Here is a 14,040-nt window from a genome sequence, read left to right as displayed (position 1 = left end):
TATGAAAAATCCTGGCGGTCCTGGTCCGAAAGGTATGGGAACACCTGAACAGCCGGGTAAGCTTCTCGGACGTCTTGCCCGCTATATTTTAAAAAGCTACAGTATTCATATCGTAATTGTTGTGATCTGTATTTTTGTCAGCGTTCTGGCTAATGTCCAGGGAACCATGTTCATGAAAACTCTGATCGACCAGTACATCACACCGCTTCTCAAGGCAGATACACCGGACTTCGGTCCTCTGACTGCCGCAATCGCACGTGTGGCATGCTTTTACGCCATCGGCGTTATTGCTACTTATACCTATAACCGCATTATGATCAATGTTTCCCAGGGAAGCCTGCGCAACCTGCGTAACGATATGTTCGCAAAAATGGAAACTCTTCCGATCAAATATTTCGACACACACGCACATGGCGATATCATGTCTATCTACACGAATGATATCGATACCCTGCGCCAGATGATCAGTCAGAGTTTCCCACAGCTGCTCTCCAGCGTGATCACCATTGTCAGCGTTTTTATCAGCATGCTGATCCTGAATATACCACTTACTGTTGTTACTCTTATCATGGTTGCCGTTATGCTTACCGCCAGCCGTAAGCTCGCAGGCTTAAGCGGAAAATATTTCCTGGAGCAGCAGACCAATCTCGGCATTGTCAACGGTTATATCGAAGAGATGATGGAAGGCCAGAAAGTTGTCAAGGTCTTCTGCCATGAAGATGAAAGTATCGAGAAATTCAATGAGCTAAACGACCAGCTTTTTACCAGCGCAGACAACGCCAACCGTTTCGCCAACATCCTGATGCCTGTTGTTGCTCAGCTTGGAAATGTCAGCTATGTAGTCTGTGCTATTGTAGGCGGTATTCTGGCAATCAACGGAATCGGCAATTTCACCCTTGGAGGACTTGCCAGCTTCCTGACTTTCAACAAGAGCTTCAACATGCCGATCAACCAGGTCAGCCAGCAGTTCAACAGTATTGTTATGGCTCTTGCAGGTGCCAAACGTATCTTTGATCTCCTGGATGAAAAACCGGAAGCAGATGAAGGTTATGTTACTCTTGTCAATGCCAGAGAAGAAAACGGCGTTCTCACAGAATCCGATAAGCGTACCGGACGCTGGGCATGGAAGCATTTCCACAAGGCAGAAGGCACCACGGATTATATTGAACTGAAAGGTGACATGGTTCTGGAGGATGTTGATTTCGGTTACAATTCCAATAAAATCGTTCTTCACGATATCAATATGTATGCACAGCCCGGCCAGAAGATCGCTTTCGTAGGCTCCACCGGTGCAGGAAAAACCACCATCACCAATCTTCTGAACCGTTTTTATGATATTCAGAAAGGCAAGATCCGCTACGATGGTATCAACATCACCAAGATCAAAAAAGACGATCTCCGCCGTTCCATGGGTATTGTTCTTCAGGATACCAACCTGTTCACTGCAACCGTTATGGAAAACATCCGCTACGGTAAACTGGATGCTACAGATGAAGAGGTTATTGCTGCCGCAAAGCTTGCCAATGCAGACGGTTTTATCCGCAGACTTCCCCAGGGTTATAACACGCTTCTGCGAGGAAACGGCGCAAACCTGAGCCAGGGACAGCGTCAGCTTCTATCCATCGCCCGTGCAGCTGTTGCTGACCCGCCTGTTCTGATCCTGGATGAAGCTACCAGTTCCATTGATACCCGTACCGAGAAGCTGGTTCAGGATGGCATGGATAAGCTGATGGAAGGCAGAACGACTTTTGTTATCGCCCACCGTCTTTCCACTGTCCGCAACAGTGACTGTATCATGGTTCTGGAACAGGGACATATTATCGAACGTGGTTCCCATGAGGAGCTGCTTGCGCAGAAAGGACGGTATTACCAGCTGTATAATGGCTGATCCCGTACCACAGTTATTGTCACATAAAAAACATGCAGGATACATCTTTTCCAGATGGTTCTGCATGTTTTTTATATACTCCGGGATCATATGTGTTATAATTTTTCTGTTATTTTTCCGGTTCATTCTCTTCGCTTAATATTTTATTCACTTTAAATATGATAATACTGAACTGAGTTGAGCTGAAAAATAATTTTGTAAAATTTTCAGAAAGGAGTTTCTGCAGTATCTTAAATTTTTGAGCTGCTGCAGACCATTTATATATGAAACAGGCTGAAGAATATTACTACGGCAGAATGCCGAAGGATAAACAGAATACATACCGGGCAATGCTGGCAGGACTTATGGATCTTTCTGATGAGATCCTGCTGCCCCAGGTCCCTACTACTGACGGAAACTGGCTCTATGACGTTTTTTTTCAGCTTCGTCTGGATCATCCGGAGATCTTCTGGGCTGTGGGATTTAAATACCGTCATTATAAGGATTCTCCCAACCTCATCCTGATCCCCGAATACATTTTTGACAAAAACAAAATCCGCGAGCACAAGAAAGCTCTGCACGCCCGCGTAGAGAAGCTTGTACGCCCTGCAGCGAAGTTTTCGGAATGGGATAAGGAAAAATATGTCCACGACTTTATCTGCGAAAATATCCGCTATGACAAACTGAAAAAGCCATACTCCCATGAGATCATCGGACCTCTTGGCCATGGTGTCGGCGTCTGTGAGGGAATCGCCAAATCCGTAAAAATTCTCTGCGATGCCCTCGGAGTCTGGTGTGTTATCGCCATCTGCGGAAATAATCCCGAAAAAGGTATCAAATACCGCCATACCTGGAACATTGTCCGAATCAACGGACAATATTATCATCTGGATGCCACTTTTGACAATACACTTGGCAGAAACGAGGATGATTCTGTCAGTATCCGCTACGATTATTTTAATCTGGATGACAAAAACATCTTCCGTGACCATGAGCCACTGATCGCTCCTGCTCCCGCCTGCCCGGACGGCAGCCACTCCTACTACCGCGAAAAAAAGCTTTCTTTCACCAAAATCGAAGATGTTTACAAGCGTGCTCTGCAGGCTGCCAGAAAAGGCCGTGAATTCACTTTTCACTGGAGAGGCAGTTATCTCACCCGCGAAGTCCTTGCAGATCTTGTCGACCAGATCCAGGCCGCAGGAAAGACCCGCGATAAAAAAGCCATCATTACACTTAACTGGCCCCAGGCCATACTGAGATTCCACTTCACAGATCAGCAGGCTGAGGACAAGGTATTTATTGAGGAAGTAAATGAAGGTGAGAAATTATAAAACCATGAAGACCTTCTGTAAATTTCAGAATTTACAGAAGGTCTTCATGTGATTGTTTATTGATGCGGATAACAGGACTTGAACCTGCACGGTTGCCCACTGGTACCTAAAACCAGCGCGTCTGCCAATTCCGCCATATCCGCATATGTCATTTCTTCAGACATGAATTATTACAACAAAAGATATTTTACAGGAAATTCTCAAATAACGCAAGGACATATTCAAAATTGATACAAGTAATTTCTCAATAAAAGTCCCCGTAATAAAATGTAACCACCTGTGCAAAAAAATTACAAAAACCAGAAAACCCGCATAAAACAGGTTTTTCGGACAAAAAAAGCACTGTCAGCTCGACAGTGCTTTTAAAATTCGATGAGGCATCGGGGATTCGAACCCCGGACAACTTGATTAAAAGTCAAGTGCTCTACCGACTGAGCTAATACCCCATAAGGACTGGGCTAGCTGGATTCGAACCAGCGAATGCAGCAGTCAAAGTGCTGTGCCTTACCGCTTGGCGATAGCCCAATGGGCGAAGGGTGGATACAGGGATTCGAACCCTGGGCCTCCAGAGCCACAATCTGGCGCGCTAACCAACTGCGCTATACCCACCACAGCGTGCCTGAAGGGATTCGAACCCCCGACCCACGGCTTAGAAGGCCGTTGCTCTATCCAGCTGAGCTACAGACACATGCTCTCTTTTCAGAGAAGCGGGTGATGGGAATCGAACCCACGTATCCAGCTTGGAAGGCTGGTGTTCTACCATTGAACTACACCCGCATGCTTGCGGTAATAAGTTTACAGCAGTCGGGGTGACAGGATTCGAACCTGCGGCCTCCTGGTCCCAAACCAGGCGCTCTAGCCAAACTGAGCCACACCCCGATATACCATTTACTTATGGTCTTTATTAAGTTGTTGTCGTTTTTGTTTCTCTTGCCTGACGACAAGTGATATTATATAATAGCGATCTACAAATGTCAACACTTTTTTTGAATTTTTTTAAAAAAACTTTTTTTCACGTTTTTTCCGTCTATTCAAAGGTTTTCTTGTCATTTGCGACTTGCTTATGTTATCATATTCCTGATAATAAAGTCAAGAAGAAAATCTGGAAAATTAAGGAGATGTTTTTATGGATATAAAACTATTTCAGCAGAAACTTAACGAAATCTGTGAGATCGCGGAGGAGAACGGCAAACAGCTCTCCCAGCAGCAGATCCGTGAACATTTCGATGAATCTGACCTGAATACTTCACAGCTCGTGAAGATCCTGCAGTATCTTAAATTGAAAGGAATTACTATCGAAGGCGCAGAAAAAGCTGCCGGTGCTTCTGTGCCTGATGCTGCAAGCACCCGGAATGCAAAGCAGGAAGAATTTCCCGGTACCCGTACAGCTCTTACAACAGAGGAACAGGCGTATCTCAGGGATTATATGGAGAGTTTTTCACCGGAAGGACTTGATTCCGAAGACCTCTCTTCTCTCTTCCAGGCCTTTGCCGATGGCGACACTGCTGCCGAGGGTGAACTTACACAGTTCTACATGGCTCAGGCAGCCCAGATGGCAGCTGAACTGAACTGCGAGGAGATTTATCTGGCTGACCTGATCCAGGAGGCGAATCTGGCACTTCTAGCTGCTCTCAAAGAATCTGAGCCGCTGGTGAAAGACGATACCTGGATGCGCGGCCGTATCCGCAGCGGAATCCTTCATGCCATTGAAGAACAGACACAGCAGAAATTCCGCGATGATTATCTTGTATCCAAGGTAGAAAACCTGGAATCCGCGGTAAAAGAACTCACAGACGATGATGACACCACCAGGTTCACCATCGATGAGCTTGCCGTGATCCTGGATATGAACGTAGACGAAATCCGGGATGTGCTTCGCCTTACCGGAGATGATAAATAATCAGTATCACAGTAAAGCGGACATTCGCAATCCGCTTCGCTACTTGCTCATGAACGCAGTCGCTTCGCGATCTGTCAGTGGAAGCTTTCAACTCCCACTGACATAAGCATCCCCCCTCACCCGCCGCTTAGTGCTCCGCGCACTTGAAGTGGGGGAATGCTTATCTGCGTTCAAAAACAGCGACGGAGATGCTTTTTTCTCTGCCGCTGTTTTTATTTTTACATAACAGTAGTTTCACCATTTACACTGGATCAGATAACTGATCATATTATATTACAGATACCGGATCTCCACATTCATCTTTCCATTCCCGTCTGTCTCCAGCACCGCATAGCTTGGCCTGCGGCCTCTTTGTCTCGGAAATGCCAGACTTCCCGGATTTACAAGAAGAATTCCGTCTTCTGTCTCCAGCACTGGCATGTGTATATGTCCGAAAAATGCCGCGTTACAGCCGCGCTGTTTTGCCGCATCTGCAAGCTGGTCAAAAGCCATGGACACTCCATAATAATGTCCATGTGTCACCAGTACTTTATTTTCCTCAATATCGATCACTTCTTCTCTGGGAAGATCTGAGAAAAAGTCATTATTCCCGGAAACAATGCTGCAGGGACATTCCGCAAGAGCTTCGATATAGAACTCCCGTCCTTCCACATCTCCGCAGTGTACCAGCATGTCAAAAGGTGCTTCCCTGTTCACTGCCAGTTCCAGGTTTTCGTCTCTTCCGTGGGTGTCACTTACGATCAGTACCTTCATACCAGCTCTTCCTTTATCATGCGAAGAGCTTTTCCCCGGTGGCTGATCTTGTTCTTCTCTTCCATGGAAAGCTCTGCAGATGTGCATCCATATTCCGGAAGATAAAAGATCGGATCATATCCGAAACCGTTCTCCCCTTTTTCCTCATATCCAATGCGGCCTTCCATGGCAGCACGTACTGTCTTTCTTCTTCCATCCGGAAAAGCTGCTGCAATGGCACAGACGAATCTTGCTGTACGCTTCTCATCCGGCACACCATCCAATCTCTCAACCAGATTTGCATTCTTAATATGATAGGAAGTATCTTCGCCCATATAACGCGCAGAATAAATACCCGGCTCTTTGTTTAGAAAGTCGATCTCAAGCCCGGAATCATCAGCCAGCACGATCTCGCCGGTCATCTTACAGATGGCCTCAGCCTTGATCATGGCATTCTCCTCGAAGCTTTTTCCATTCTCATCAATGTCTGCATGGATTCCGGCATCCTTCAGGGAAAGGATCTCAAGAAACGGATCTGCCAGGATCCTGCGGATCTCTTTCATTTTCCCCTCATTTCCGGTGGCAAAAATAATCTTTTTCATTATTTCATACTTCCTTTCTTTGGCGGACGCGGTCCAAGGAACTGATAATAGTAGGTTTTCATCATTCCGTTGTAGATTTTTCTGTTCTTATCAGCCTTCCGTCCGATATCATTCTCAGCTTTATCATAAGCAGTGATCAGATACATGGACCAGCGATCCAGACGCTCATAGCTCTCTCCGATCTCGCGGTAAAGTGCCGGAAGATTGGCCTTATCCTCGATTCGCTCACCATATGGTGGATTTGTCACAATAAAACCAAAAGGCTTGGAATGGCGGAGTTCGCTCACCGGACGCTGCTGGAAATGGATCAGCCTGTCCACTCCTGCCATTTTTGCATTGGCGCGAGCTGCTTTGATGGCTGCCGCATCAATGTCAAAACCCTGGATATCTGTCTCAATGTCAAGATTTACCCTGTCTCCGGCTTCCTCTCTGGCGTCTTCCCAGCATTCCTTCGGAATCAGATGTTCCCAGTTTTCAGCCAGAAAATGACGGTTCATTCCAGGTGCTATGTCCGCCGCCATCATAGCTGCCTCGATCGGGAAGGTACCGCTTCCGCAAAACGGGTCTACCAGAATGCGGTCTTTTTTCCATGGGGTAAGCATCAAAAGTGCACTGGCAAGTGTCTCTGTGATCGGCGCTTTGACCGTCATCTGACGGTATCCCCTCTTATGAAGAGAAACACCTGATGTGTCGATTCCGATCAGTGCGATATCTTTCATAAATGCCACTCGGATTGGGAATTCCGGACCGTCTTCCGGGAACCAGGATATTCCGTAAATGCCTTTGAGACGTTCTACGATGGCTTTTTTCATAATGGACTGGATATCGGACGGACTGAACAGCTTACTCTTGATGGAGTTTGCCTTGGCTACCCAGAATTTTCCATTCTTCGGTATGTAATTCTCCCATGGAAGAGCCTTGGTTTTCTCAAAAAGCTCATCAAAAGTCTCTGCCTTTACCTCGCCTACTTTCAGCAGTACACGCTCCGTTGTCCGCAGGAACATATTAGCATCTGCCACACCCTGAGCATCAGCCTGAAAAGTTACTCTTCCGTCTTCCACCTTGGTCACGTCGTATCCAAGATCCAGTATCTCTCGTTTCAGTACCGCCTCTGTTCCGAAATGGCAGGGCGCAGTTAATTCCCACAGATTCATAAAATAATCTCCCGTACTGTATTTCCTTCAAAGTCTTTGATCGTAAAAATTCCGTTCTCATATACCGCATAAGTTGGTGGATTGCCTTCTTTCGGGATAGACACGGAGCCAGGATTCAGAAGGATGTAATTTCCCATATTCTCTGCTTTCAGCACATGTGTATGGCCATGGATAAGGATGTCGCCGTCCATCATTGGCGGAAGGTGATCTTTATTGTAGACATGGCCGTGTGTTGCATAGAAAGTTTTTCCATCAAGAGCCAGGATACAGTAGTCTGCCATTACCGGAAACTCCAGTACCATCTGGTCTACCTCTGCCTCGCAGTTTCCGCGTACTGCATAGATCTGGTTTTTTCTCTCATTTAAAAGGCGGATGACTTCCTTTGGTGCGTATTCCTTCGGAAGATCATTTCTCGGTCCATGATAAAGCAGATCTCCCAGAAGTACCAGTCTCTCCGCCTTCTCTTCGTCATATGCTTTCAGCATTTTCCGGCAATAATATGCCGAACCATGTACATCTGACGCAAACATATATTTCATAATCTTTTCTCCTTGTGATTTTTGTTGATTTTCTATTTCTGTTCTTTACATTATCATGATTTCATTTAAAATACAAGATTTGTTGTTTTATCCACTCACAAGATTTCTTCCTCTATATGCCGCAAAACCGCCAATTACGGATCTGGTACGGCAGCCTTGTCTTGCCAGATTCCTGGCTGCCTGCATGCTGGCTCCTCCACGGTCACAGTAAAAAACAAGCGTTTTATCTCGCGGAAACCGATACTTCTGATCCTGTTTTTTCTCAAGATATTCTTCCAGCTCACTGTATGGGATGTTTATTGCATTCCGGACATGTCCCTTCCTGTAGGAAGCCAGGTCCCGGAGATCTATAATAATGGCGTCACTTCGCTCCACATAATAGTCCAGCATTTTCGCAGAGATAGTTTCGATCTGAAACATGGAAAAAACTCCTCTTTTTGCTATATTATATGGTATGTTCAAGAAGAAGGTTCCCTGTAGAAAAAGCAGGAAAAAGCTTACTTCTGGCTTTTCCCTGCTTCAATCGGATAGATGTCAGACGGATATTTGCAATCTGTACATTTTCACCTTATTCTTTATTTGTCCAAAATTCCCTCCGGCAGATCAATATCTGTCAGATTCGCTGTTTTTCTCAGATTCGTATTCATCGGACGTTTTGTTTCCGTAACTGTTGCCATAGCTGTTTTTGGATTTGTTCTTAGAACTGTTTTTTCCGCAGTTTCTGGAATCACTTTCCCCGAAATTTTTGCCCGCATAGTTTGATTCGTTTCTGTTTGTTTCATAATTTTTTGCCATTTGAATTTACCTCCTGATGAAGTTGATTTTGTGGCTTTTTAAACGTTTATCAAACATTTTTGCCACTTTTTATTACAGGAATTAGTATCCCAAAAAGTTTGGAGATTATTCGCCAAAATCATATTGCTTTTTTTTCCAGTTTATATTATAATCATTCTTGTAAAAAGAATTTACCCTTCAAAAATTTTTTTTACATAACCCCTTATTTAATTATTTATACTCCCCTCGAAACACCCGGTAGCTCCCCTACCGGGTGTTTCTCTATACAAAAACAAGCCGCCGGGTGACGCTCATAAGTTCATTCCGGCAGCTTGTTTTTTTATCCGTTGATAGGATTCACATGCACCATACAGTGCTTTACATCTTTGAATTTGTTCTCGATCGTATGATGTACATTTTCCGCAATATCATGTGCATCGCGAAGGGAAATATTTCCATCTGCTGCGATCTCGATATCCACATATATCTTGGATCCGAAAAGGCGGGTTTTAAGAAGGTCTACTCTTCTGACTCCCGGTACCCTGAGGATCTCTCTCTTCATGGATTCCTCGGTTTTTGCATCACAGGAATGATCTACCATCTTGTCAATGGCATCCCTGAAAATATCGATGGATGCCTTTGCGATCATAAAGCAGATCACAATGCTGGCGATCGGATCCAGGATCGGATATCCCAGTCTTGCTCCGAAAATACCGATAAACGCTCCTATGGAGGAAAGCGCATCCGAACGATGATGCCATGCATCTGCCATCAGGGCTCCTGAATTGATCTTCTTTGCAGCACCTCTTGTATACCAGAACATCCACTCTTTTACCACAATGGATACCACTGCTGCAATCAGTGCAAGTGTTCCCGGAATGGCAATTGTTCCACCGGATGTGCTTTTTACAATGTCACGGGCACCGGTAACTCCGATTCCAAGACCTGTTACAAGCAGCATTCCTGCAAGGACAATGGAAGAAACACACTCCATTCTTTCATGTCCGTACTGATGCTCTTTGTCTGATTTCTTTGCAGAAAGGCGGACACCGATAATTACGATGAAGGTGCTTCCCACATCTGATGCAGAATGAATGGCATCAGAGATCATTGCTCCTGAATGTGCCACAATACCTGCGATCAGTTTAAATACAGATAATAAAAGGTTTACCAGAATACTGATCCCGGATACCTTCATTGCTGTCTGCTGTTCCCATGAAGCTGTTTTTTCTGTATCATGTATAATTGTTTTGTTTTCTGTGTGTTCCATAAACAGGACCTCCTTTTAAATATATGATCAGGTTCTTCTTATGGCACAACATTTCCCGTGAAAAAACCGACGGTTTCTTCACTACTCGCTGCAGTGCGATTTTCCGCCGGTGTTCTTTCTTTTATATATATGGATATCTCAGCTTCTACCATCTGTACCATCCATATTTTTGCAGTAAAAAAGACATACCTGCGAAACATACACTGTCCCGCAGATATGTCTGAAAGCAAAGTCACATTCCATATCCGCTGCCACTTCCTGCGGCCCGGCCCCATGCCTTCGAATAAATATTTTCGATTCCGAAAGGCATCGCCTGCTCAGTTTGTACTGTTGATCTCGCATCCTGTTCGAATGTAATGCAGTGCAAAGAGAATTTTTGCAGTCTTACGGGTCTCCCGCTCAACTTCCCAGAAAGGATACACCCTGTACCCTTTGTTAGTCAAGCCAAAGATTTTTTATTTTACAGATGGATAGTTTGTCAAAAAAATCGGGAGCGGATAAATCCGCTCCCGGTTAAGTCTACGATCTGTATTCAGTTGGAATGACTGATTATGCCTGCGGGCCAGCAGCAACGAGTGCTTTACCAGCTGCATTTCCCTCATATTTAGCAAAGTTCTTAACGAATCTTGCAGCAAGATCTTTGGCCTTTGTCTCCCACTCTGCAGCATCTGCATATGTGTCACGTGGGTCAAGGATTGCAGGATCTACGCCCGGAAGCTCTGTCGGAACCTCGAAGTTGAAGAACGGAATGCTCTTTGTAGAAGCTTTAAGGATAGATCCGTCAAGGATAGCATCGATGATACCACGAGTATCTTTGATGGAGATACGTTTTCCTGTTCCATTCCATCCTGTATTAACGAGGTATGCTTTCGCACCGCTCTTCTCCATTCTCTTAACGAGCTCCTCAGCATATTTTGTCGGATGAAGCTCAAGGAATGCCTGTCCGAAGCAAGCGGAGAATGTAGGAGTAGGCTCTGTGATTCCACGCTCTGTACCAGCAAGTTTAGCTGTGAATCCGGAAAGGAAGTAGTACTGTGTCTGCTCCGGTGTCAGGATAGATACTGGAGGAAGTACGCCGAATGCATCTGCGGACAGGAAGATAACCTCTTTAGCTGCCGGTGCAGAAGATACAGGGCGAACAATGTTCTCGATGTGGTTGATCGGGTAGGAAACACGTGTGTTCTCTGTTACGCTCTTGTCAGCGAAGTCGATCTTGCCCTCAGCATCAAGTGTTACGTTCTCAAGAAGAGCGTTTCTCTTGATCGCATTGTAGATGTCCGGCTCAGACTCTTTGTCAAGGTTGATAACCTTAGCGTAGCATCCGCCCTCGAAGTTGAATACTCCGTTGTCATCCCAGCCATGCTCGTCATCACCGATCAGGAGACGCTTAGGATCTGTGGAAAGTGTTGTCTTACCTGTTCCGGAAAGACCGAAGAAGATTGCTGTGTTCTCTCCGTTAAGGTCTGTGTTTGCAGAGCAGTGCATGGAAGCGATGCCCTTAAGCGGCAGATAGTAGTTCATCATGGAGAACATACCTTTCTTCATCTCTCCACCGTACCATGTATTAACGATAACCTGCTCACGGCTTGTAATGTTGAACATTACAGCTGTCTCAGAGTTAAGTCCTAATTCTTTGTAGTTCTCAACTTTAGCCTTGGATGCGTTGTAAACAACGAAATCCGGCTCAAAGTTCTCAAGCTCCTCAGCTGTCGGCTGAATGAACATGTTTGTTACGAAGTGTGCCTGCCATGCAACCTCAACGATGAAACGGATAGCCATACGTGTGTCTTTGTTAGCTCCGCAGAATGCATCTACTACGAAAAGTTTCTTGTTGGAAAGCTCCTTCTTGGCAAGATCTTTAACTGCATTCCATGCTTCCTGAGTTGCCGGATGGTTATCGTTCTTGTACTCATCGGATGTCCACCAAACTGTGTCCTTGGAGTTCTCATCCATAACGATGTATTTATCTTTAGGAGAACGTCCTGTGTAGATACCTGTCATTACATTGACAGCACCAAGCTCGCTGACCTGACCTTTCTCAAAGCCCTCAAGCTCCGGTTTGGTCTCTTCCTCAAATAATGTCTCGTAGGAAGGATTGTACACGATCTCAGTTGTTCCGGTAATACCATACTTTGTTAAATCGATTTTTGCCATCTTAACATTTACCTCTCTTCTTTAATAGTAATTATGATAGCCACCTACTGCTGCAGGTTTTTGTCATCCTGCCATAGGAATTGGTCATTCCAACATCCCTATCCACAATTATACATAAATTGTACGTAAAAGCAACCAAAAAAATTCATTTTCCGCAAAAAAATGATAAATCTTTAACAGTGACGTTTTGGTACTGTCAGATTTTACTCCATCTACACTTGACTTTTTCAGAATAATGGCTACAATATATCTGATTATAGTTATTATATATATTTATAATAGCAACTATATGATTTTAATATATAGAAAGAAGTGATTTCTATGTCAGATATTCTGATCAAACGTAATCATATGGAAATCCCCTGGCACAACTACGTAAGTACCAGGAGCAGCCAACCCATTACCGAAGCTTCTCTTTCCGAAAAAGCTTCCCTGATCGGCCGTACAGGCATGATGCTTCTCTCCTGTGGAACCGGTGCCTGGCGGGTACGGAGTTCCATGAATACATTGTCAGAAGCACTTGGCATCACCTGCTCCGCAGATATCGGACTGATGTCTATAAGCTACACCTGCTTTGACGGTGAGAGCAGTTTTTCCCATGCCCTTAGTCTGACTACCACCGGCGTAAATACTTCCAGGCTGAACAGGCTGGAACATTTTGTCAGTGATTTTCCTGCGGAAGGTATCCATATGAGCGGTGAAGCACTGCACAGTCAGTTAGATGAGATTGAGCGAATCCACGGGCTTTATTCCCCTGCAGCCCTGGGACTGGCTTCTGCACTGGCCTGTGGTGCATTTACTTTTCTTCTGGGCGGTGGCCCACTGGAGATGATCCTGGCTTTTGCAGGCGCAGGTATCGGAAACGCCATCCGCTGCAAGCTTGGCAAGCATCATTTTACCCTTTTTATGTGCATTGCAGTTTCTGTTTCCTCCGCCTGTCTTGTATATGCAGGTTTCCTGAAACTGGCAGAGCTTCTGTTCCACATTTCCGTCCAGCATGAGGCCGGATACATCTGTTCCATGCTGTTTATCATTCCGGGCTTTCCGTTTATCACAAGCGGGATCGACCTTGCCAAGCTGGATATGCGTTCCGGACTGGAACGACTGGCCTACGCCATTATTGTTGTAATGGTGGCTGCTGTCTCTGCCTGGCTGATGGCACTGCTTCTTCATCTGAAGCCTGTGGATTTCCTGCCTCTGAAGCTTTCGGCAGCTCAGAGGATCCTGTTCCGGCTTCTGGCAAGCTTCTGCGGGGTATTCGGCTTTTCAGTCATGTTCAACAGTCCTTTCCGACTTGCCGCAACTGCCGCCTTCATTGGTGCACTGTCCAACACCTTCCGGCTGGAGCTTGTTGATCTTGCCGGTTTCCCACCTGCCGCTGCAGCTTTTCTCGGAGCACTGACAGCCGGACTTCTGGCTTCCCTCATCAAAACAAAAGTGGGATATCCCAGGATTTCCATTACCGTACCATCCATTGTGATCATGGTTCCCGGGCTTTATCTCTACCGGGCGATCTACAATCTGGGGATCATGTCCCTGAATGTTTCCGCCTCCTGGTTTGCAGCTGCGATCCTGATCATCGTTGCTCTTCCTCTGGGCCTTATTTTCGCCAGGATTCTTACAGACAAAATGTTCCGCTACTGCACCTGATGGGCATACAAAAAGGACTGCTTTCTGTAGCTTCCGGTCATCAACTATCCTTCTGATAACCGGAGCA

12 protein-coding genes, 7 tRNA genes and 1 riboswitch are annotated in these 14,040 nt (G+C 45.5%); of the genes, 4 read left to right on the top strand and 15 right to left on the bottom strand.

The window, feature by feature from the left end:
- Nucleotide 1: 1 nt before the first annotated feature.
- Together HFM85_RS01010 and HFM85_RS01005 are read left to right on the top strand one after the other, a co-directional pair.
- Nucleotides 2-1,888, top strand: a complete 1,887-nt coding sequence (locus HFM85_RS01010) for an ABC transporter ATP-binding protein (protein WP_173736936.1) — start codon at nucleotides 2-4, stop codon at nucleotides 1,886-1,888.
- A gap of 263 nt (nucleotides 1,889-2,151) precedes the next feature.
- A complete protein-coding gene (locus HFM85_RS01005) occupies nucleotides 2,152-3,198 on the top strand; it encodes a transglutaminase domain-containing protein (RefSeq protein ID WP_119238959.1) in 1,047 nt (348 codons plus the stop codon).
- A gap of 63 nt (nucleotides 3,199-3,261) precedes the next feature.
- On the opposite strand, the gene HFM85_RS01000 is transcribed toward HFM85_RS01005, so the two are convergent.
- The 7 genes from HFM85_RS01000 to HFM85_RS00970 form a co-directional block, all read right to left on the bottom strand.
- Nucleotides 3,262-3,341 (bottom strand) — tRNA-Leu (locus HFM85_RS01000).
- 230 nt (nucleotides 3,342-3,571) lie between these two features.
- A tRNA-Lys gene (locus tag HFM85_RS00995) sits at nucleotides 3,572-3,644 on the bottom strand.
- Between the two features lie 7 nt (nucleotides 3,645-3,651).
- A tRNA-Gln gene (locus HFM85_RS00990) sits at nucleotides 3,652-3,723 on the bottom strand.
- A 10-nt stretch (nucleotides 3,724-3,733) separates the two neighbouring features.
- Nucleotides 3,734-3,807, bottom strand: a tRNA-His gene (locus HFM85_RS00985).
- Nucleotides 3,808-3,812: 5 nt separating this feature from the next.
- Nucleotides 3,813-3,886: transfer RNA gene (locus HFM85_RS00980), tRNA-Arg, on the bottom strand.
- 18 nt (nucleotides 3,887-3,904) lie between these two features.
- A tRNA-Gly gene (locus HFM85_RS00975) sits at nucleotides 3,905-3,975 on the bottom strand.
- Nucleotides 3,976-4,002: 27 nt separating this feature from the next.
- Nucleotides 4,003-4,077, bottom strand: a tRNA-Pro gene (locus HFM85_RS00970).
- A 247-nt stretch (nucleotides 4,078-4,324) separates the two neighbouring features.
- On the opposite strand from HFM85_RS00970, the gene HFM85_RS00965 reads away from it, so the two are divergent.
- Entirely contained in the window at nucleotides 4,325-5,098 is a 774-nt protein-coding gene (locus HFM85_RS00965; protein WP_173736850.1) for a hypothetical protein, read from the top strand.
- A 273-nt stretch (nucleotides 5,099-5,371) separates the two neighbouring features.
- Here the strand turns inward: HFM85_RS00965 and HFM85_RS00960 are convergent, their stop codons facing one another.
- The 8 genes from HFM85_RS00960 to pckA all read right to left on the bottom strand — a co-directional run bounded on the left by HFM85_RS00960 (nucleotide 5,372) and on the right by pckA (nucleotide 12,323).
- On the bottom strand, nucleotides 5,372-5,851 hold the full coding sequence (locus tag HFM85_RS00960) for a metallophosphoesterase family protein (protein ID WP_173736849.1): 480 nt from the start codon (nucleotides 5,849-5,851) through the stop codon (nucleotides 5,372-5,374).
- Entirely contained in the window at nucleotides 5,848-6,432 is a 585-nt protein-coding gene (locus tag HFM85_RS00955; RefSeq protein ID WP_173736848.1) for an XTP/dITP diphosphatase, read from the bottom strand. Before HFM85_RS00955 ends, HFM85_RS00960 begins: the two co-directional genes overlap by 4 nt.
- The gene (locus HFM85_RS00950) at nucleotides 6,432-7,586 is read right to left on the bottom strand and encodes a THUMP domain-containing class I SAM-dependent RNA methyltransferase (protein WP_173736847.1); all 1,155 of its coding nucleotides are present in this window, start codon (nucleotides 7,584-7,586) and stop codon (nucleotides 6,432-6,434) included. Before HFM85_RS00950 ends, HFM85_RS00955 begins: the two co-directional genes overlap by 1 nt.
- Nucleotides 7,583-8,125: a phosphodiesterase gene (yfcE, locus tag HFM85_RS00945; protein ID WP_173736846.1), complete on the bottom strand. Its 543-nt coding sequence runs from the start codon at nucleotides 8,123-8,125 to the stop codon at nucleotides 7,583-7,585. Before yfcE ends, HFM85_RS00950 begins: the two co-directional genes overlap by 4 nt.
- Nucleotides 8,126-8,212: 87 nt before the next feature.
- On the bottom strand, nucleotides 8,213-8,545 hold the full coding sequence (locus HFM85_RS00940) for a rhodanese-like domain-containing protein (protein ID WP_173736845.1): 333 nt from the start codon (nucleotides 8,543-8,545) through the stop codon (nucleotides 8,213-8,215).
- A gap of 183 nt (nucleotides 8,546-8,728) precedes the next feature.
- On the bottom strand, nucleotides 8,729-8,920 hold the full coding sequence (locus HFM85_RS00935; RefSeq protein WP_173736844.1) for a hypothetical protein: 192 nt from the start codon (nucleotides 8,918-8,920) through the stop codon (nucleotides 8,729-8,731).
- Nucleotides 8,921-9,239: 319 nt separating this feature from the next.
- Nucleotides 9,240-10,169 (bottom strand): cation diffusion facilitator family transporter, encoded by a 930-nt coding sequence (locus HFM85_RS00930; protein WP_119238952.1) that lies wholly within the window; start codon nucleotides 10,167-10,169, stop codon nucleotides 9,240-9,242.
- Between the two features lie 201 nt (nucleotides 10,170-10,370).
- Nucleotides 10,371-10,500: riboswitch (NiCo riboswitch) on the bottom strand.
- A gap of 218 nt (nucleotides 10,501-10,718) precedes the next feature.
- A complete protein-coding gene (gene pckA, locus HFM85_RS00925; RefSeq protein WP_173736843.1) occupies nucleotides 10,719-12,323 on the bottom strand; it encodes a phosphoenolpyruvate carboxykinase (ATP) in 1,605 nt (534 codons plus the stop codon).
- A gap of 321 nt (nucleotides 12,324-12,644) precedes the next feature.
- On the opposite strand from pckA, the gene HFM85_RS00920 reads away from it, so the two are divergent.
- A complete protein-coding gene (locus tag HFM85_RS00920; RefSeq protein ID WP_173736842.1) occupies nucleotides 12,645-13,973 on the top strand; it encodes a threonine/serine exporter family protein in 1,329 nt (442 codons plus the stop codon).
- The last annotated feature ends 67 nt before the right edge of the window (nucleotides 13,974-14,040 follow it).

The organism is Blautia schinkii, from assembly GCF_013304825.1.
Classification (GTDB): Bacteria; Bacillota; Clostridia; order Lachnospirales; family Lachnospiraceae; genus Blautia_A; species Blautia_A schinkii_B.
This window is presented reverse-complemented; position numbering and strand designations above follow the sequence as displayed.